The organism is Sorangium sp. So ce1335 (genome assembly GCF_051521615.1).
Lineage (GTDB): Bacteria > Myxococcota_A > Polyangia > Polyangiales > Polyangiaceae > Sorangium.
This window is the reverse complement of the sequence record NZ_CP150363.1, coordinates 6,256,514-6,274,854: the sequence shown is the minus strand read 5'-3', so window position 1 is coordinate 6,274,854 and position 18,341 is coordinate 6,256,514. Positions and strand designations below refer to the sequence as shown.

Here is an 18,341-nt window from a genome sequence, read left to right as displayed (position 1 = left end):
CTCGACAGGCGGCCCGCGGCGCCCGGCGCCGTCGAGCCAGGGAGAGCCCCTGGCTCGGGCCGAGCGCGGCGTTCGTCGGCCAGCGACTACTGCCGCCGGAACTGCTGGTTCGTCCCGGTGTGGCACGTGTACTGGATGAACCTGCTGCCGTCGGCGGTGCTGGCCCCGTTGACGTCCACGCACTTACCGCTGTTGACCGAGCGCAGCGAGACGACGCCGTTGCCGCGATCGATGAGCTCCCACTTCTGGCTGTTCTTGCTGGCGTCGCAGTCCGACTGGATGATGTTCGCCGAGTTGTTCCGGCTGGCCCCCTGCACGTCGACGCACTTCCCGCTGCTCGCGTTCTTGATGACCACCGTGGCGCCGCCGCTGCTCTCGATCTTCCACTGCTGGTCGCTCGCCCCGGTGCACGGCCGCTGGACGAGGATGGCGCCGCTGTTCAGGCTCGCTCCGTCGACGCTCATGCACTTGTTGGAATGGAGGGCCGTCAGGCTCTGGCCGCCGGTGCCGCCGGTGTCGCCGCCGGTGTCACCCCCGGTGTCGCCGCCGGTGTCGCCGCCGTTGCCGCCGCTGCCGCCCAGGCCGGTGACCTGGACCTGCGCGCCCGTGGCCGACACGGAGAGGACCTTCAGCGTCGCGCTCGTCCCGAAGAGCTGATGGGAGGCGCCGACGGGGAGCGGCGCGTCGTTGAAGTTGCCGCCCGGGTTCATGTCGAGGAGGTGCGCCCGGCCGCTCTCGCGCGACTGGGTGAAGAACGCGTGGACGAGGACGCCGCTCACGGAGCGATTGCGCGAGTCGACGACGTTCGTCGCCGACGGCTGGCGGAACTCCACCTGGTACATGACGTCGTTCGGCCCCTTGAAGCGGAGGAGCTGCGTCCCGGTGCTCGGCTCGGTGATCGGAGCGAGCGTGTAGGTCCCATCCGCGCTGACCGTCGCGATCTGCGTCGACGGGAGCCACCCGAGGTTCGCCTTGTAGTTGGCGTTGTAGTGCTGCTTGCCGCCGTTGCCCATGGGGTCGAACGGGTCGCCGTACTCGTTGAAGGTACAGTCGTTGCTCATCGTCACCGTCGCCCCGTTGCTCCGGCACGTGCGCGAGGAGGCGTGCCATAGGCCGAAGTTGTGACCGAGCTCGTGCACGACGACCTCGGGCCAGAGGCCGGCGAGCCAGGTGGCGTTGCCGGGCTGCGCGCCCATGCCTGCATAGCCGCAGTCGATCTTGCCGAAGATCATGTAGTGCTGGTACTTGCTCAGGTCGAAGCCGGCGTTCCGCGCCGCGGTCTTCGCCTCGTTCTGCCAGCGGTTGTAGTCGTCGCACTTGCCGAAGCTGATGTTGAACGGGCCGGCGACGTCGTACTCGAGCGCCATCTTCCCGAAGGAAGATCCCGCCAGGTGGGTCGCGGCGGCGGCGAGGGAGTTCCGCACGTCCTGCTCCGTGCCGAGCGTCTGGCCGCCGTCGAACTGCACGCGCAGCGCCAGGACGCGCTTGGTCCCGGTCGTGACGACCGCGTTCGTCAGCGTGCCGATGCCCTCCGCCGGCCGCATCGTGTCGACGTCGATGCTGCCGTCGTCGCCCTCGACGCCGAACACGTCCACCGGCGAGCCGCTGGCCGTTCGCCAGTCGGTCGGCTCGGCGCCGGGCGCCTCCATCAGGTCGTCGAGGTTGAGGCGCACGAACGTCCCATCCTCCAGCTCCAGCATGTACCGGGCTTCGCCGTTGGCGACCGCGACGGTCAGCGTTCCCGAGGCGGTGGGGGTCGGCCCCGCTTCGTCGTCACCAGGGCCGATGCTCAGGCAGCCGGACGCGAGCGCGAACGCTGTGAGGGCAACTGCGGACAGGTAGGACTTGGAGCGCTGCATGGGTGTCATCCTTTCGAAGCTCGATCTGATGCGCCCGTCCTCCTCACGTCGGAGAGCGCCGCACATCCCCCCCTCGTGGGCGTGAGCGCGGCGCGACGGGGCGCTGCCAAGGAGAGGCCGCAAGCGCAGCCAGCCTCTCCGCTGCTGATGCAACTTGGCGGCAGAATCCGATCATCGACCGCATGACCGTCGCGCGCGACCGTCACGCTGCGGTGCCGTCCAAGCACTCTCGCGAGGAGCATCGGGCTTCGAAGCAAGATTCCGTCCACTGCCTCGATGCGGCAATCTCGCCTGTCTCGGCGGAAGAATCACCTGCGAACGGCCGAGGAGTCCAATCAGGCCTTATGTTTGCGCGATTCGCGTGGATCGCGCGAGATCCTGAATGGACATCAAACCACCACCCCTGCATCACAATCGCTTGTCGCGAGAGTGCTTGTGCTCGGCCGCTCGAGCGGTGTTACGAGCGGTGTTAGGAGATATCGCCAGTGTTTGATCTGGCCACGACGGGGCGAGCGGTGGTCGAGGGGGACGATGTGAGCCTTTGCGTGAGGGCGCTCGAGGACGTGTGGGGATGCAGGCGCCGTGGGGCTGCGGACGCCGCGTAGGTCTGATGGGGGCGTGGGGGCCTGTGCCGCCCTGTGGTCTTCTGGCGCGATGTGGGGGCGTCGGCGCCGCGCAGGTCTTCTGGCGCGATGTGGGATGTCGGTGCCGTGTAGGTCTATCGGCGTGCTGGCGATGCGGCCTGTCGGCCATCGCTCCTCCGGGACCCCTGGAGCACCGATCACGTCGAGCGAGCGAGAAATGAACCGCCAAGGCGCCAAGGACGCCAAGAAGAACAAGAAGAAGACAATATCTTGACGTCCATGGCGCCTTGGCGGCTCGCCATTCTGCTCGTTTCAGGCGGGTTCAACCCGTTTGTCGCTCTCGCCAGGAGCGTCGCCCGACCGATGGCGCGCCGAGCTCGCGGCGCCCGAACGGGGCCGTTCAGGAGGCCGGGGGCAGGGGCGCTGCGTCCACCCGGACGGCCGCCCCGCGGCGGAGCGCGCCGCCGCGGCGCACGGTCGCGTAGACCCCGGCCACCGCCGGGAACACGACGCCGGGGGCGAGCGTGGCGCTCGCGACCGCGTTGTGCTGGGCGAGCGCGCGCAGGATGCCGGGATCACGCGGCAACTCACCCTGGGTAAGCGTGGGGACGACGCAGCGGGGGCAAGGGTCGATGACGTCGAGCTGGACCTCGGCTGCGACGGTCAGCGCGCGGCCGATCCAGCCGTTCTCGACGAAGCCGCGCTCTTCCGGGGGGGTCGCGACGACGAGGTTCGGGCGGAACCTGGGGGCCTCGATGCGCCCCGAAGGGTGGAGCTCGCGTATCCGATCGAGCGTCGCCGTCGTCAGCACGTGCACGGCGGCGACATCGAAGAACGTGCCGGCCGGCGCCGCGAGCGCCATCGGCTCCTCGACGATCGTGGCCGGAGCCGCGGGCGCCTCCACGGGCGACCGATCCGCCTCGCGCCTCGGCGCCTCGGGCGCCCGGCTCACGAGCGCCACGTCGCGGCCGAGCGCGCGCGAGAGCGCCCGGTCCACGTCCGGCTGCGCGCTGCTGATCACGGCGCCGTCCGGCAGCGTGATCCAGACCGGCGGCAGGGGCGCCGAGGGACAGGGCGGCGCCGCAAAGGCGGCGCGACACGCGAGGAGCGCCGCCCATTTGCCGGGGTGCTTCGCGCTCGCGATGTGGCCGGTCTCCCGGTCGAGGACGGCGTAGGTCCGGTCGCCGAGCACGCCGCGATCGGTGATCACCGCCTCGTCGAGCTCCTCTCCTTGCATGGATTTGACGGGATAGCGCCACAGCGACACGACGGTTCCGGCGGGCTGGCCTCTCGGGTGCACGGCGCCTGTTCTATCTCATCTTCGTCTCCACGCCGCCCCCCACGGCGCGAGCGCCGCGCCCGCCTGGCACCGAGCGGACCTTCCAGCGATCGACCCGCGACCCGGCGCCTGCGGCCGCGCTCCGCGCCGCCGTCGCCCCTGGGGTATAGAGGCGCTCATGACCCTCCTGAGAGACGTGCTCGCCGCGCTCGAGTCGATCGCCCCGCTCCGGTTCGCCGAGCCCTGGGACAACGTGGGCCTCCTCGCGGGCGACCCGGCGCGGCCCTCGTCGGCGGCGCTGCTCGCCATCGATTACACCCCCGAGGTCGCCCGGGAGGCGCGCGATCTCGGCTGCGATCTCGTCGTCGCCTACCACCCGCCGCTCTTCGAGGCCGTGAAGCGGGTCGTCGCGCCGAGCCCCGTCTTCGCGGCGATCCGCGACGGCATCGCGCTGTACTCGCCCCACACAGCGCTCGACGTGGCCGAGGGCGGCACCAACGACGTGCTCGCGGACGCGCTCGGGATCGCCGACGGCCGCGCGCCGCTCCGGCGGGCGACGTCGAAGGCGTGGCAGCACAAGCTCGTCGTCTTCGTCCCGGAGGATCACGTCGACGCGGTGGCCGACGCCCTCGCCGAGGCGGGCGCGGGCCAGATAGGGCGGTACTCGCGCTGCAGCTTCCGCACGGTCGGGACGGGCACGTTCTTCGGCGAGGAGGGGACGAACCCCACGGTGGGCGAGAAGGGGCGGCTCGAGCGCGTGACCGAGGTGCGGCTGGAGATGGTCTTCCCCCGCGACCGGACCGAGGCGGTGCTGCAGGCCATGCGCGCCGCGCACCCCTACGAGGAGGTGGCGTTCGACCTCGTCGAGCTCGCGGTGGAGCCGCTGCGGGTCGGCATCGGCCGGATCGGGGCGCTCGCCAGCGCGACGCCGGTGGGCGAGCTGCTCGGCCGCATCAAGGAGCACCTCGGGGTCGACGCCCTGCTCGTGGCGGGCCCCGAGGGGCGCGCCGTCGCGCGCGCGGCGACGTGCGCCGGCGCCGGCGGCGCGCTCCTCGGCGAGGCCATCGCGCAGGGCGCGGAGCTCTACCTGACTGGCGAGCTGCGGCACCACGACGCGCTGCGCGCGGCGAGCGCGGGCGTCACCGTCGTGTGCGCGCTGCACTCGAACAGCGAGCGCGCCGCGCTGAAGCGCCTCGCCGAGCGCCTCCGCGCCGAGGTGCCGTCGCTGCGCGTCGAGATCAGCGCGCGCGACAGGGATCCGTTCGCGATCCGGTGAACGGCGCGGCGTCCCCCGAGGGGAGGGGGAGGAGCGCGGTGATGCGTGTTCTTCTTCTCGAGCGCGGGGTGAGCGCGGGGCGTGGCGCGCGTCAGGGCTCGGGGGTGAGCTCGGGTCCGGCGGTGGTCCCAGGCCCGGCGCCCTCGGGCGTCGCGGGGCCAGGCGCCTGCGGCGTTTGCGCGGTCGAGGGGGCCTGGGTGCGGGCGCCGATCGGCGGGACGTGAGCGTCGAGCTGGCGCAGGCCGAACGCGGCGACCCCCGCCTCTCGCAGGTGATCGTACCGCTGGTTGAGCAGCGTCCAGAACTGGTCGCGGACGATGGCCTCGGGCGAGCGCTCGGAGGGCCGCTGCTGGGCGCCGCGCGGCCTGAGCTGGACGAGGAGCCAGTTCGCGTGCTCGGCCATGCGAGCGAGGTAGTCCGGCGAGAACGGGTGTTTGTCGGCGAGCGTGTCCGAGAGCTCGTCGAACAGCCCGGCGATGTCGACGCCGTCGCGCGCGCTGTCGACCGGCCCCGAGCCGCGGCGGATCGCGGCCACGCGCGGCCTGGGCACGAGCTTCATGTCCGCGAAGATCTCGAGCTGCCGCAGCGTGAGATCGCGCATCGGGCGGAACTGCTCGAGGCGCGCCTCGATCTCGCGCTCGCTCGCGGCCGGCGCGATGCGGCCCGCGGCCGCGACGAGCCCGAGCGCGAGGCTCGGGAGCTCGAGGAGGTCGTCGACCGGGCAGAGGGGCAGCTTCTCGCGGACGCGGCCGAGGTGGGGCTGAATCGCGCGGACGCCGCGGTCGACGTTGGCGCGGACGAGCTCGACCGGGAGGCGGCAGATCTCGGCGCGGTCGGCCGGGACCTCGGCCTGCACCCGCGGCAGGAAGTGGCGGTAGGCCTCGTTCGCGTCCGAGGTGGTGAAGACCTGGCGTGCAGGCGCAGACGCCGGACGTTTCTTGGCTTTGGGTTGGGTCTTTGTGGTGGCCATCGTCGAGCGACCATGCGTCGAGCCCGGCGGATGTCATGGGCAGGCTCCTGCTGGAGGGGGCAGGCGGCAAGGTTTCGACGAGGGTCGAGGAGGAGCGCGGGGGGTGAGGGAACCCTGCGGATCGAGATGGGGGCTGGTCGCGGGGGGAGGGGGAGGTGTCGCCGGGAGACGAGCGGGCGTCGCGGAGAGAGAGGAGACCCTTCGGGGCGAGACGGGAGGTGGTCTCGGGGGAAGGGTGGGGTGTCGCCGGGAGATGAGGGGGCGTCGCCGGAGGAGAGGAGACCCTTCGGATCGAGACGGGAGGTGGTCTCGGGGGAAGCGGGGCGTCGCCGGGAGACGGCCCTCGTACGGCGTCGCGGGCGTTACCTCGCCCAGAGCACCGAGAGATCGAGCTCGAGGGCCTCGAACGGCTCGACGCGGACGCGCGCGCTGTCGCGGTAGGTCACGGGTGGCCCCCAGGCTCGCCCGGGGGCGAGCACGTGGACCTCCAGCGTCCGCTGGATGGGATCGACAAGCCAGGCGTGTCGTACGCCTTCGCGCGCGTAGATGGGCATCTTCTCCTCGCGGTCGAGGTTCTCCGTCGACGAGCTCAGGACCTCGCAGATCCAGCCCGGGGCGAGCGAGAAGTAGGCCGCCTCGGGGAGCTCGGGCATCCGCTCGACACGCCAGCCGGCGAGGTTGGGCACGAGCACCTCCACGTCGCAGAGGAGCTTCGACGGGTCGCGCAGCAGCTTCTCCCCGCTCGCGATCGTCGCCGTCCGCACGCCGACGGCCGTGGCCACATGCTCCCGGAACAGCGCCTCCTGTCCTTCCGGTGGGGCAGGTAGCTTTCCGCCGATCTTCGCGAAGGTCGCCTGAAGCCGCCCCGGATCTGGCTCGTAGCTCACCACGTCCTGGTTCATCGCGTACGGCAGCCGATCGATCTCCGGCCGCGGCTCCTCCCGCGACGTGCCGTCCGGCCCGACGACGGCCGCGGCCGGCTCGTAGGCCACGACCCGATCCGACAGCACCACCTCCCCGATCTTCAGCTTGCCCCGGATGCCGGCCGCGATGCCCACCAGCAGCACGGCGATGTCGGCCTGCGATCCATGAACCGGGGGCGACGATGACCAGACCATGGAGTGCCCTCCCAATACGTCTGGCGCCCATCGTAGGCGAGCGCGCGGGCGTGCCGCCAGGCGCGCGTCAGGTCGCCCGCGCCGCCGCCAGGATCGCCTCGGCGAGCTGCTCTTCGAAGCGGCAGAACGCCGGCAGCCGCCGGAGCCGCGTCACGTCGACGTTGGCGCCGAGGAACGCATAGGGCTCGCTTCCCCGGAACGTCCGACCACCGCCTGCGGAGAGGGCGTCGCGCAGGGCGCGCTTCGGATCGAGGACGGCCTCCGGATCGGTCGGCACGCCGAGGGGCTCCTCGGATCGGAGCAGCGCGCGGAGGGCGGCCTCGTCCGCGAGGAGCCACGCTTCGATCTCCCGCACGGGGACGCAAGCCGCCGCGGGGACGTCGCCACGCGCGGCGCGCGCGAGCCCTAGCCCCGGAGCGACCTGCTCCGCGAGCGCCCGCGCCGGATCGCCGCCTCCGTCCGCGTGGATGACGAAGAGGGTGCATTGATCCCAGTACGCGCTGATCGCCGCGGCGATACGGGCATCCCGACGAGGCGGAACGCCGCGTGGGGCGTCGATGCCGACGCTGTCGCCGATCTCGGCCACCCCCGGCAGCAGCGCGTGCGCGAGCGCCGGGATCATCTGGTCGAGCAACGGAAGGAGGAACTCGTAGTCGGTCGATCCCTCCGCGAAGAGACCCGCGCAGAGATAACTCACGGCTCGCTCGCGCCTTCGCCGTGGAGCCGGGTGCTGCCGAGCAGCCGCTCGATCTCGGCGGCCGAGACCGTGTGCCGACCGCGGTCGACGTCGCCGGGCCCCGCGATCCGCCGCGCGCGGGATCTCCTGGGCTCGATCCCTTGCCGGATCATGTCCACCACCACGATGTCGTCGGGCCGATCCATCAGGGCGGCGAGGACGACAGGCGAGTGGCTGGTGATCAGCACCTGACGTGGCGACGACGCCGCGCCACCGTCCTCCAGCGACGGAGACGCGACCGCGCGCAGGAGCTCCACGAGGGCGCGCAGACGCGAGGGATGGATGCCGTTCTCGGGCTCCTCGATCGCGATGAGCCCGCCGGGCGGGCTCGCCTCGAGCATCGTGGCCAGGCCGAGGACGCGCAGCGTGCCGTCGGACAGGACGCGCGAGGCGAAGCGCCTCCCGTCCGTCGCCTCCACCTCGACCCGCAACAGGTCCCCTTCCGGAACGACATCGACCGTCCGCGTTCCGGGTACGAGCCCGGCGAGCGCCGCGCGGACATGCGCGAGCGACCCGGGGGAGAGCGAGGCGAGCGCCGTCGCGAGGTGCGCCCCGTCCGCGGTCATCGCGGGCGCGGCGCGGTCGCTCGGCTCGCGGAGGCGGTGCGGATCGAGGTGGACCACCCGGATGCGCCGGAGCTCCTCCGCGAACGCGCGGAGATGGGGGGACTCCGCCCAGCACCGCGGATCTCCGACGGCGGCGGCCTGTGCTGGATGGGCGACGTCGGCCCGGTGCTCGGGCAGCGTGGTGACCGGATCCCGGAGCGACAGCACACCTCCCTGGTAGGACAGCACCTCGACCAGGTCGGTGTAGCGGGCCAGCGCAGCGAAGATCGGGTGCCGATCGATCCAGGCATCTCTGCCCCGCTCCAGCGTGACCAGCCGCTCGCGCGTGACGAGGAGGCGGTCCGTCAGACCCGGCTGGAGGACCTGGAGCTCGATCGCCAGCTCATACCGCAGGCGCGTGGTCGCGAGCTGCGGCGAGCCGCCGTGAGGCGCATCTCCGTCCTGTACGAGCGCTTCGACGGCGAACTCGCAACGACCGATCGTGCCGGAGTCGTGCCCGTTCGGGAGCTCTTCCACCGCCGAGAGCTGCTCTCGCACCCGGCCGCGCGGCCCATGAAAGGCCGTCTTGAGGTCACCCAACACGATCCTCGACAGCAGGCTCAGCGCGTCGAGGACGTTCGACTTCCCCGCGCCGTTCGGACCGATGAGCGCGCAGAACGGATCGAGATCGAGCGCAAAGCGCCGGAGCGACTTGAACCCGTCCACTTCGATGCGCGTGATCACGAGACCCGGAGAGCAACGTAGGCGCCCGGTGGGCCGAGCGTCAACCGAGCAGCCCCGTCGGCGCGCTACCGTGGGTTGCTGGAGCGCCTTCGGTTCGCGCTCGATCCGGGCTGTGGCCCGGACGATGCTTGGTTCTTCTTCTCGAGCGCGGGCTGAACGGCCGGCGCTCGATGTGCGCGGCGCGCTCGAACAGCGATCGCGCCGCGCGGCCGCAGGGCCGACCGGGCGATCTGCAAAGGTGTGCAAAGGGCGCGAAAGCCGCTGGACGATCCGCCCGCCCGCCATCAGCCTGCCGGCCCCATGCGCGACCATGCCACGCCACCTGCCCCCGACCTGCGCGCGGAAGCCGTCGCGGCCTCGCCACCCGCGCCGGCCCCGCGCCGCGGCGCCGGCGTCTGGGCGACGCTCCGCGACGCCGTCCGCGGCGGCGAGCACGACTTCACGAGCGGGTCCATCGACAGGGCCATCGCGCTGCTCGCGATCCCGATGGTCATGGAAATGCTCATGGAGTCGCTCTTCGTCATCGTCGACGTCTTCTGGGTGTCGCGCCTCGGCGCCGACGCGGTCGCCGCCGTCGGGCTCACGGAGTCGATCCTCTCGGTCGTGTACGCCCTGGGGATGGGCCTCGCCGTGGCCGCCTCCGCGACCGTCGCGCGGCGGATCGGCGAGGGGCGCCCCGAGGAGGCGGCCGCCATGGCGGGGCAGGCGATCGTGCTCGCCCTCCTCATCTCGCTGCCCATCGCGGCGGCCGGCGCCCTGCTCGCGCCGCGGCTGCTCGCGGCGATGGGGGCGACCGCCGGGGTCGTCGCGACCGGCGCGCCGTTCGCCTCGATCATGCTGGGCGGCAACGCGACGATCCTGCTGCTGTTCGTCATCAACGCCGTCTTCCGCGGGGCCGGCGACGCGGCGCTGTCGATGCGGGTGCTCTGGCTCTCGAACGCGCTCAACATGGCGCTCGGCCCGTGCTTCATCTTCGGCCTCGGCCCGTTCCCGGAGCTCGGCGTGGCCGGCGCCGCGGTGGGCACGACGCTCGGCCGCGGGGCCGGCGTCGCGCTCCAGGTCTTCCTGCTCGCGCGCGGCGGCGGCCGGGTGAAGGTGCGGGCGCGGCACCTCGTCCCCGACCCGAGGGCGCTCGCGACGCTCGCCCGCCTGTTCGCGAACGGCGCGCTCCAGGCGGTCATCGGCACGGCGAGCTGGATCGGCATGGTGCGCATCCTCGCCCCCTTCGGGAGCGCCGCGCTCGCCGGCTACACGATCGGCATGCGGGTCGTCGTGTTCGCGATCCTGCCGGCGTTCGGGCTCGCGAACGCCGGCGCGACCATGGTGGGGCAGAACCTCGGGGCGGGCCGCCCCGAGCGGGCGGAGGCCGCCGTGTACCGCGCGGGCCTCTGGACGACGGCCATGCTCGGCGCGATCGGCCTCGTCTTCGCGGTGGCGGCCGGCGCCATCGTCGGCGCCTTCACGGACGACGCCGAGGTGCTGCGGTTCGGGACGCAGGCGCTGCGGGTCGTGGCGTGCGGGTTCCTGTTCTACGGCTTCGGCATGGTGTTCACGCAGGCGTTCAACGGCGCCGGCGACACGTGGACGCCCACGCTGCTGAACCTCGCGTGCTTCTGGCTGTGGGAGATCCCGCTCGCGTGGGGCCTGGCGCACGCCGCGGGGCTCGGGCCGATGGGCGTGTTCATCGCGATCGCGGCGGCGTTCTCGACGATCGCGATCGCGGGCGGGCTCATGTTCCGCCGCGGCACCTGGAAGCTGCGCCGCGTCTGAGGGGCGCTATCGCGGCCGTGGGCCCGAGCGGCGCCGCGCCACGCTATACTGAGCCATGGAAGCGCACCGCGTCGAGGCCACGGTTCGGCCGGACGGAACCCTTACCATCGAGGGCTTGCCGCTCGGCCCTGGGACGAACGTGGAGATCATCGTGCTCGTCAAGGAGCGGCCGAAGTCCACGGCGTACCCGCTGCAGGGGACGCCGTACCAGTTCGACGATCCGTTCTCGCCAGCGGAGCCCGAAGGGTGGGAGGCGGAGCGGTGATCGTTCTGGATACCCACGTCTGGGTATGGTGGGTCCAGCGCGATGAGCGCCTCAGCGCTCCCTGGGCAGCGTTGATCCGGCGAAGCGAGGGGGAGGGCCTCGGGGTGAGCGCCATCTCTTGCTGGGAAGTGGCGAAGCTCGTCGAGCGCGGGCGACTCGCGCTGCCGTGCGACCTCGATTCCTGGCTCGACGCGGCGCTGGCGTATCCAGGCGTGCGGCTCCTGCCGCTCGCTCCGAGCATCGCCGCCGAATCGACGCGGCTGCCTGGCAGCTTTCATAGCGATCCTGCGGACCAGATCATCGTGGCCACGGCTCGAGTCCACGGATGTGCGCTGCTCACCGCGGATGCGAAGATCCGGGCCTACCCGCATGTGAACCTCGCCGACGCGTGATCGGTGCGGGCTGACGTCGAGCGCTGCGCCGATGCGCTCGCCCGGCGCCGCTACCGCGCGGGCCGCGCGAGCCAGGCCTCGATGAGCTTGCGGGCGATGCTGAGCGGCGGCGGCAAGAGCGGCAGCGTGTCGCGGTGGAACCAGCGCGCGTCCTCCAGCTCGCGCGTGTCGACGCGGAGCTCGCCGCCCGCGTAGCGCGCGGTGAAGCCGACCATGATCTGGTGGGGGAAGGGCCACGGCTGGCTGCCGAAATAGGCGATGTCCGCGATGTCGACGCCCGTCTCCTCGTGGACCTCGCGCGCGACGCACGCCTCCAGCGTCTCGCCCGGCTCGACGAACCCGGCCACGAGGCCGTACATGCCCGCAGGGAACCGCGCCTGCCGCGTCATCAGGAGGCGCGGGCCGTCCTCGACGAGCACGATGGTCGCCGGCGTGATCCGCGGGAAGTAGCTGCTCGCGCAGCGGGCGCAGCGCTTGACGCGCTCGTCCTGCCCGGCCTCGAGCTCGGCGCCGCACGCAGCGCAGTACTGGTGCGCCCGGTCCCAGTGCTGGATCTGGTACGCCGTGCCAGCGACGTCGTAGAGCTCCGGATCGATGCGCCCGTGGAGGCGCCGCAGCGAGACGTACGCGTGCCCCTCGGGCGCCGGAGCGCCCGGCGCGAGCTCGGCGGAGCGGCAGGGGTGCCCGTCGAGCTCGCCGAGCGGCTGGGCGCGCACGACGGGGACGCCGAGGTCGCCGAGGTCGGCGGCGACCGGGACATCGAAGCGGTCGCCGGCGGCGTCCACAGGCGCGCGGACGAGGAGCTCGTCGCCGCGGAACGCGAACCAGGCGATCTCGCCGGGCGGCGCGGTCGGCTGGCCGAGGCGCGGGCGGAAGCGGGGGGAGGGCATGGCGTCACCGTGCGCGGAGCCGCGCGGGCTCCGCTGCGAAGGGCTGCGCCGCGCGACGGGCGCGCGCAGGGGAGGCGATCGGGGGCATGGGGGAGAGCTTAGCGCCTCGGCGGGCGAGCGAGGCGCCGGGCGATCGGGCGCCGGTCACGCGGGGCCGGCGAGCGTCGCGGCCCAGGCGAGCGCGACGAACGCGACCTCGACGTCGTTCTTCCTCGGCACGAGGCGCTTCGCCTCGATGCCCTCGCCGGCGCGCAGGGGGAGCTGCTCCAGCGCGGAGAGCTCGGCCGCCTGCGCGGCGTGGAGGTCCCGGAGCGCGGCGTCCGCCTCGGCCCAGTCCTGCCGCGCGCGCGCGAGCTTCGCGGTGGCCTTGTCGCGCTGGGTCCCGGCGCGCCGGGCGGTGTCCCGGCCGGCGACGAGCCCGAGGAGCGCCGCGCCCACCGCGCCGGGGAGCGCGGCCACCTCGGCCTCTGCCTGGTCGTACCGCGCCTTCGCGGCGGCGATGCGCTCGCCGAGGCGCGCGATCCTTGGCGCGAAGCGGCCGATCACCTGCTGCCGCTCGGCGGCGGCGAGCCGGGCCGCGGCGGCGCGGCAGCGGGCGGCGAACGCCTCGAGCGGCTCGCCGTCGGCCTGCGCGAGGCCGAGCTCCCTGTGGACGGCCACGGTGGCCTCGGCGGTGCGGTAGGCGTGCTCCCGGAGCGCGCGCGCCGCGGCCTGCGCGGCGGCGCGCTTCGCGAGCGGCGCCGGCAGCTCGGCGAAGCGGGCGCCCGGCGCGGGGGACGCCGAGAGAAGCGACGGGTCGAGCCGGGTGACGCGCGAGAGATCGGGCCTGCCGTCGGGCAGGAGCGGGGCGGCGAGGAGCTGGCTCTGGTTGAGGGTGACGCCGAGCTTCGTGTCGCGCAGGTGAGCGACGACCGAGGCGGCCACCCAGGGGATGTAGCGAAAGCCCTCCGGGGCGGCGGCGGGGGCGTGCGCGTACAGGCTGCGCCATCCCTCGGGCGGCGGCGGCGGCGGCGGCGGCGGCGGCGGGGACGACGGCGCCAGCGTCGGTGACCTCCGCGGCGACGGTGCGGCGGCTCCGGCGTCCGGGCGAGCGGCCTCGCTGCGCCGGGCGGCGTGCGGGGCAGGGGAGGGGGGCGCGTGGCGCGGATCCAGCAGGACCGTGCCTCCCGGGCCCGTGGCGGCGCGCTGGGCCGGCCCCGCGGCGGCGCGCTGGGCCGGCGTCCTGTCGGGCCCCGCGGCGGCGCGCTGGGGCGGCGCGGCCGCCGCTGCGTGCGCCGCCGGGCCCGGAGGCCCGGACGAGGCGGGCAGCGATGGCGCCATGCCCCGGACGAGGCGGCCGATCTCGCGCCGGGTCACCGGGCCGCGAAGCCACGACAGGCTGAACCGCGTCTCGGCGAGGAACGAAGGCGGCTGCATGTGGACGTCGCGCACGAAGAACGTGCGCGGCGGCAGCGCCTTCAGGGTGGCCGACAGCGCCGCGGCGTCGACGCCCCCGGCGCCCCCGTCGGCGCCCGAGAGCCCCTCGACGACGCGCTCGCGATCGGCGTCGGTCTGGAGCCGGCCCACGAACCACGCGCCGGCGTTGGAGAGCGCCTTGTAGTCGAGATCCATCGGGTTCTGCGTGGCGAGGACGACGCCGACGCCGAAGGCGCGCGCCTGCTTCAGGAGCGCGAGCAGCGGCCGCTTCGTCGGCGGGTTCGCGGGGTGCGGGGGCAGGAAGCCGAAGACCTCGTCGAAGACCACGAGGGCGCGCAGGTCGCTCGTGCCGGAGAGGCCGCGCACCCACGAGAGGAGCTGCTCGAACAGCAGCCCGAGGACGAGCTGCCGCTCGTCGTCCTCGAGGTGCGCGACGCTGACGATGACCGCGGGCGTCTTGCCGCCCGCGGCGCCCTGATCGAGCCACGCGGCGACGTCGAGCGGCGCGCCCTTGCGCCACGTCGCGAACGTGGGCGAGGCGAGGAGGGTGTTGAGCTCGCGCGCGAGCGCCTGCCGCTCCTTCGGGGCGAAGAACCTGTCGACGTCGAGGGCGCCCACCGCGGCGATCGGCGGGTCGGCGAGGTCGGCGAGCAGCTCCTCGAGCCCCGCGGCCCGCCCCTCGCGCAGGCGCCGCTCGGCGAGGTGCGCGAGCAGCACGTGCTCGCGGCTCCGCGCCGGATCCGGGTCGCGGCCGACGAGCCGGAGCAGGAGCGACAGCGCGGCCGAGAGCGCCTCGCGGGCGGCCTCCTCGTCGTCGTCCCAGCGCGGCGAGCGCGCCTCGAGCGCCGACAGCACGTGGATCGGCTCGCCCGCGGTGGTCCCTGGCGTGAGCAGGCGCGGCGCCATGCGGGCGCGGAGGGCGGCGACGTCGGCCGGCGAGAGGCCCGAGGCGGCGAGCCCCGCGCGCCACCGCGCCGCGAGCTCGGCGGCGACGTCGGCGGTGGAGCGGCCGTCGCGCGCGGCCGCCGAGGGGTCGAGCCACGGCTCGAACTCCGCCGGGGAGAGCTCCGGGAACGTGAAGAGCAGGTTGGGCAGGTCGCCCTTCACGTCGACCATGAGCACCGGGACGCCCGAGCGCAGCGCCTCCTCGACGAGGACCATGACGAGCCCGGTCTTGCCGCTGCCGGTCATGCCGACGACGACGCCGTGGGTGACGAGGTGGTGCGCCGGCAGCTCGATCGGGCGCGCGGCGGCGGCGCCGGGATCGCCCGAGAGGGGGCGGGAGCGGCCCAGAGCGAAGGGGCGGGTCGGCATGGCGGCGGGCTCGTGCCATGGCGGGCGCGGTGTCGCAATGCTCGGGGGGAGAGGCGGGAGGGCGCCCACCGGGAGCGCGCGCGGGGCCGCGACGCCGGCCCGCGGCGCTCGTCGGCGGGTTGCGCCGGTCTCGCGCCTGCCCTATGCGTGGTGAGGAGCTGTCATGCAATTCTCGCGAATCACCGTGCATCCTGGGCAGATGGGCGGCGCGCCGTGCATCCGTGGCCTTCGCATCCCCGTGGCGACGGTGGTCGGCATGGTGGCGGACGGTCTGACGCTGGAGGAGATCCTGGAAGCGTATCCAGATCTCGAGCGGGAGGACGTGCGCGAGGCGCTGCACTACGCCGCAGAGGCCGTGCGTGACGGCGAGCTGCCGCTCCGCGCTGCGTCGTGAGGTTCTTGATCGACAACGCCCTGTCGCCGCTCGTCGCCAGGCGCTTGCGCGAAGCGGGGCACGACGCCGTGCACGTGCGGGACTACGGCATGGCGGCGGCGCCCGACGAACAGGTGATGGATCGCGCGGCGCAGGAAGATCGGGTCCTGGTCTCGGCGGACGCTGACTTCGGGACGCTGCTCGCCGTGCGTGGGACAGATCGGCCTTCCGTGATCCTGTTTCGACGGGGCACCGACCGGCGGCCGGACCAGCAGGCAGCGCTGCTCCTCGCCAACCTCGAGCCGATCGCGCCGCTCCTTGCCCAGGGAAGCGTGCTTGTCTTCGAGGATCGCCGCATCCGGACACGGCGTCTTCCCATCGGGCGCGGCGGCAGCGACAGGCAGTGAACCCGCGCGCGGCGATGGCCTGCGCGCGGCGTTCGCTCCGAGGCCAGCACCGAGCGCCGTGTGCGCGGCCGTGCGGTGATGCTGGATTTCCCGGGCAGGCGCGGGTGTATGCTGCTTCTGTAAGGGCAGGCGTACGAGGAGGACGGGCGTGCGCAAAGCGGGGCAGCGTGGGGCGTGGGGCGCGATGGTGATGGCGCTCGCCTGCGGCTGCGCTGGGCAGGCGCCGGTGCGAGCTCCGGCGAAGATCCCGGCGCCGGCGACGAAGCCCGGAACACCGTCGCTGTGCCCTGCGGCGGTGAGCAAGCCGGTGTTCTGCCTACCGGGCGAGGGCGGGCAGTTCGTGGTGGGTCTGCCGCAGGGGCACGGCTGGGAGCGGGGCGATTGGGTGCTGCTCTCGCAGCCGCACCCGGGTCTGACGGCGGCGCGGCCGGTGGCCGTCGCGGTGCTCGTGGAGGCGCTCGCGGAGGCGGCGCGGGTGAAGGTTCTGTACCAGACCGACGCCCGGCTCGACGGAGCCGACGCCCGCAAGATCGGCAACGACGAGCGGCCGCAGCTTCAGAAGTACGTGGGCCGGGTGCTGCGGGTCGACGGCGGGCGGGTGCAGCTCGGCGTGGGCAAGGCCGACGGCGCGGTCGAGGGCGACATTTACACGGTGCGATCGGCGCGGGACGCGAACGAGATCGTGGGGCGCGTGCAGGTCAAGGAGCTCGGGGAGCTCCACGCGTGGGCGCTGGCACTCGACGGCGAACCGGCGCGCGAGGGGCAGTCGGTCGTCTACCTACGCGCGGCCGGCGAGGGCGTGTTCGGCGTTGGCGCGCCGGTGTCGATCCTCGTCGTGAACTTCGATCCGACCGACGAGCAGGACGCGCGGGAGGCAAGGGCGGGGAGGGGATTCGCGAAGCAGCTCGCCAACGAGCTCGGGAATGCGGCTGCTGGATTGCCGGGGCTGTCGGTGCGCTACGAGGGCAGCCAGCGCGTGCGGGTGGACCGGTCGGACGAGGAGGCGCACGCCGAGGCGCGGGCCCTTGGCAAGCGGTTCGGAGCGCATATCGTGGTGTGGGGCTCGATGCGCTGCGACAAGGAGGGCTGCGCGCTGCCGCGGTTCACGGTGGTGGATCCGGCGCGGCTGAAGCGGGCGGCTGTCAGGGGCAACGAGATGCGTGGGAGCTTCGACGACGCGGGGTTCACTCTGAAGGGCGCCCGGCCGCTGGAGCCGGTGGCGTTGGCGGCGGCGATCCTGGGGGCGGTGGCGTACGACGCTCAGCGGTATGCCGACGCGCGCGTGTACCTTGGTAAGGCGCTGAGTCATGGAGTGCTGCAAGGCGAGGACGAGCTGCGGGGGCGATCGTCGCTGGCGTATGCCCTATACACCGAGGGGCAGACGGTGGCGGCTCGGGAGCAGGCCAACGTGCTCGTGACGCGTGCGCGGCAGGCGGGCGCAGCGCGGTGGGAACAATTGGGGCGCGCAGAGCTGGCGCGCATTGATGCGCGGGAGGGGAAGAACGACGCGGCGCGGTCGCACCTCGGAGCCATCCGGCAGTGGTCCGAAACGACTGGAGACGAATGGATGCTTGGGTTTGCGCTGCATGCGCTCGCGGTGCTGGAAGCGCGGCAGGGGCGAGTGGACGAGGCGCGTAGGCAGTACGAAAGGTCGCTGGCGCTCAAGCGGCGCAGCGGGGATGTGAAGGGGGAGGCGGCGACGCTGCACCAGCTCGCGGTGCTGGAAGCGCAGCAGGGGCGAGTGGACGAGGCGCGCAGGCAGTACGAAAAGTCCCTGGAGCTAGAGCGGCGCAGCGGGGATGTGAAGGGGGAGGCGGCGACGCTGCATGCGCTGGCAGTGCTGGAAGCGCAGCAGGGGCGAGTGGACGAGGCGCGTAGGAAGTACGAAAAATCGCTGGAGCTATGGCGGCGCACCGGGGATGTGAAGGGGGAGGCGGCGACGCTGCACCAGCTCGCGGTGCTGGAAGCGCAGCAGGGGCGAGTGGACGAGGCGCGCAGGCAGTACGAAAAGTCCCTGGAGCTCAAGCGGCGCATCGGAGACGCGGCGGGGGAGCTCGCCACCCGCATCAACATGGCCGTGCTCGTGTTCCACCGCGGGCGGCGCGACGAAGCGCGGCGACACCTCGAAGAGACCCTCCAACGGGCGCGTGCCCTCCGCCACGCCGAGTACGAGGCCCGATGTCTCAACTGGCTGGGCATCTTCGACCGTGACGAGCGCAAGCACGCGAGCGCTCGCGCGCGGTGGATCGCGGCCCTTGCGATCTACCGCGGGCTCCGGATGCCTCGCGAGGTGCAGGAAATCGAAGAGCAACTCGCCTCGCTTCCACGCTGAAACAACCAGAGCGCTGCGGCAGTCCTGCGGGCCTCCGACCGTCGCGGAGCCACGCTCGCTGCCACAGACGA

Annotated in this window: 15 protein-coding genes; 7 read left to right on the top strand and 8 right to left on the bottom strand. The window is 73.2% G+C overall.

Annotated features, from left to right (window positions below; all coding sequences use genetic code 11):
* Positions 1-86: 86 nt before the first annotated feature.
* Positions 87-1,859, bottom strand: a complete 1,773-nt coding sequence (locus WMF24_RS23170; protein ID WP_437738616.1) for an RICIN domain-containing protein — start codon at positions 1,857-1,859, stop codon at positions 87-89.
* A gap of 984 nt (positions 1,860-2,843) precedes the next feature.
* Positions 2,844-3,710 carry an MOSC domain-containing protein gene (locus WMF24_RS23165; RefSeq protein ID WP_437738841.1) on the bottom strand — a complete coding sequence of 289 codons (867 nt, stop codon included), beginning with the start codon at positions 3,708-3,710 and terminating at the stop codon, positions 2,844-2,846.
* Positions 3,711-3,900: 190 nt separating this feature from the next.
* On the opposite strand from WMF24_RS23165, the gene WMF24_RS23160 reads away from it, so the two are divergent.
* A complete protein-coding gene (locus WMF24_RS23160) occupies positions 3,901-4,998 on the top strand; it encodes a Nif3-like dinuclear metal center hexameric protein (RefSeq protein ID WP_437738615.1) in 1,098 nt (365 codons plus the stop codon).
* Between the two features lie 91 nt (positions 4,999-5,089).
* Here the strand turns inward: WMF24_RS23160 and WMF24_RS23155 are convergent, their stop codons facing one another.
* The 4 genes from WMF24_RS23155 to WMF24_RS23140 form a co-directional block, all read right to left on the bottom strand.
* Positions 5,090-5,968, bottom strand: coding sequence for a hypothetical protein (locus tag WMF24_RS23155; RefSeq protein ID WP_437738614.1), 879 nt, complete (start codon positions 5,966-5,968; stop codon positions 5,090-5,092).
* Between the two features lie 362 nt (positions 5,969-6,330).
* On the bottom strand, positions 6,331-7,086 hold the full coding sequence (locus WMF24_RS23150; RefSeq protein WP_437738613.1) for a Uma2 family endonuclease: 756 nt from the start codon (positions 7,084-7,086) through the stop codon (positions 6,331-6,333).
* A 67-nt stretch (positions 7,087-7,153) separates the two neighbouring features.
* Positions 7,154-7,783, bottom strand: coding sequence for a DUF4276 family protein (locus WMF24_RS23145; protein WP_437738612.1), 630 nt, complete (start codon positions 7,781-7,783; stop codon positions 7,154-7,156).
* Complete coding sequence (locus WMF24_RS23140) at positions 7,780-9,111, bottom strand: AAA family ATPase (RefSeq protein ID WP_437738611.1); 1,332 nt, start codon at positions 9,109-9,111, stop codon at positions 7,780-7,782. Before WMF24_RS23140 ends, WMF24_RS23145 begins: the two co-directional genes overlap by 4 nt.
* Before the next feature lie 300 nt (positions 9,112-9,411).
* Here WMF24_RS23140 and WMF24_RS23135 point away from each other — a divergent pair, with 300 nt between their 5' ends.
* Genes WMF24_RS23135 through WMF24_RS23125 form a run of 3 tightly spaced genes read left to right on the top strand, consistent with a single transcriptional unit; the run spans position 9,412 to position 11,538 of the window.
* Positions 9,412-10,881 (top strand): MATE family efflux transporter, encoded by a 1,470-nt coding sequence (locus WMF24_RS23135; RefSeq protein WP_437738610.1) that lies wholly within the window; start codon positions 9,412-9,414, stop codon positions 10,879-10,881.
* Positions 10,882-10,936: 55 nt separating this feature from the next.
* Complete coding sequence (locus WMF24_RS23130) at positions 10,937-11,146, top strand: hypothetical protein (RefSeq protein WP_437738609.1); 210 nt, start codon at positions 10,937-10,939, stop codon at positions 11,144-11,146.
* Positions 11,128-11,538: a type II toxin-antitoxin system VapC family toxin gene (locus tag WMF24_RS23125; RefSeq protein WP_437738608.1), complete on the top strand. Its 411-nt coding sequence runs from the start codon at positions 11,128-11,130 to the stop codon at positions 11,536-11,538. The genes WMF24_RS23130 and WMF24_RS23125 overlap by 19 nt, the downstream gene beginning before the upstream one ends.
* Before the next feature lie 50 nt (positions 11,539-11,588).
* On the opposite strand, the gene nudC is transcribed toward WMF24_RS23125, so the two are convergent.
* Positions 11,589-12,428 (bottom strand): NAD(+) diphosphatase, encoded by an 840-nt coding sequence (gene nudC / locus WMF24_RS23120; protein WP_437738607.1) that lies wholly within the window; start codon positions 12,426-12,428, stop codon positions 11,589-11,591.
* A 144-nt stretch (positions 12,429-12,572) separates the two neighbouring features.
* On the bottom strand, positions 12,573-15,158 hold the full coding sequence (locus WMF24_RS23115; RefSeq protein ID WP_437738606.1) for a helicase HerA-like domain-containing protein: 2,586 nt from the start codon (positions 15,156-15,158) through the stop codon (positions 12,573-12,575).
* Between the two features lie 163 nt (positions 15,159-15,321).
* Between WMF24_RS23115 and WMF24_RS23110 the strand changes: the two genes are divergently transcribed.
* From WMF24_RS23110 to WMF24_RS23100, 3 genes are all read left to right on the top strand, one after another.
* On the top strand, positions 15,322-15,552 hold the full coding sequence (locus WMF24_RS23110; protein ID WP_437738605.1) for a DUF433 domain-containing protein: 231 nt from the start codon (positions 15,322-15,324) through the stop codon (positions 15,550-15,552).
* Positions 15,549-15,938, top strand: coding sequence for a DUF5615 family PIN-like protein (locus WMF24_RS23105; protein ID WP_437738604.1), 390 nt, complete (start codon positions 15,549-15,551; stop codon positions 15,936-15,938). Before WMF24_RS23110 ends, WMF24_RS23105 begins: the two co-directional genes overlap by 4 nt.
* Before the next feature lie 148 nt (positions 15,939-16,086).
* Positions 16,087-18,270, top strand: a complete 2,184-nt coding sequence (locus tag WMF24_RS23100) for a tetratricopeptide repeat protein (RefSeq protein WP_437738603.1) — start codon at positions 16,087-16,089, stop codon at positions 18,268-18,270.
* The last annotated feature ends 71 nt before the right edge of the window (positions 18,271-18,341 follow it).

Bases quoted from the DNA above. Each gene is read 5' to 3' on its own strand.
- WMF24_RS23170 (WP_437738616.1), bottom strand. From the start codon at position 1,859: ATGCAGCGCTCCAAGTCCTACCTGTCCGCAGTTGCCCTCACAGCGTTC.
- WMF24_RS23160 (WP_437738615.1), top strand. From the start codon at position 3,901: ATGACCCTCCTGAGAGACGTGCTCGCCGCGCTCGAGTCGATCGCCCCG.
- WMF24_RS23155 (WP_437738614.1), bottom strand. From the start codon at position 5,968: ATGGCCACCACAAAGACCCAACCCAAAGCCAAGAAACGTCCGGCGTCT.
- WMF24_RS23150 (WP_437738613.1), bottom strand. From the start codon at position 7,086: ATGGTCTGGTCATCGTCGCCCCCGGTTCATGGATCGCAGGCCGACATC.
- WMF24_RS23135 (WP_437738610.1), top strand. From the start codon at position 9,412: ATGCGCGACCATGCCACGCCACCTGCCCCCGACCTGCGCGCGGAAGCC.
- WMF24_RS23130 (WP_437738609.1), top strand. From the start codon at position 10,937: ATGGAAGCGCACCGCGTCGAGGCCACGGTTCGGCCGGACGGAACCCTT.
- nudC (WP_437738607.1), bottom strand. From the start codon at position 12,428: ATGCCCTCCCCCCGCTTCCGCCCGCGCCTCGGCCAGCCGACCGCGCCG.
- WMF24_RS23115 (WP_437738606.1), bottom strand. From the start codon at position 15,158: ATGCCGACCCGCCCCTTCGCTCTGGGCCGCTCCCGCCCCCTCTCGGGC.
- WMF24_RS23110 (WP_437738605.1), top strand. From the start codon at position 15,322: ATGCAATTCTCGCGAATCACCGTGCATCCTGGGCAGATGGGCGGCGCG.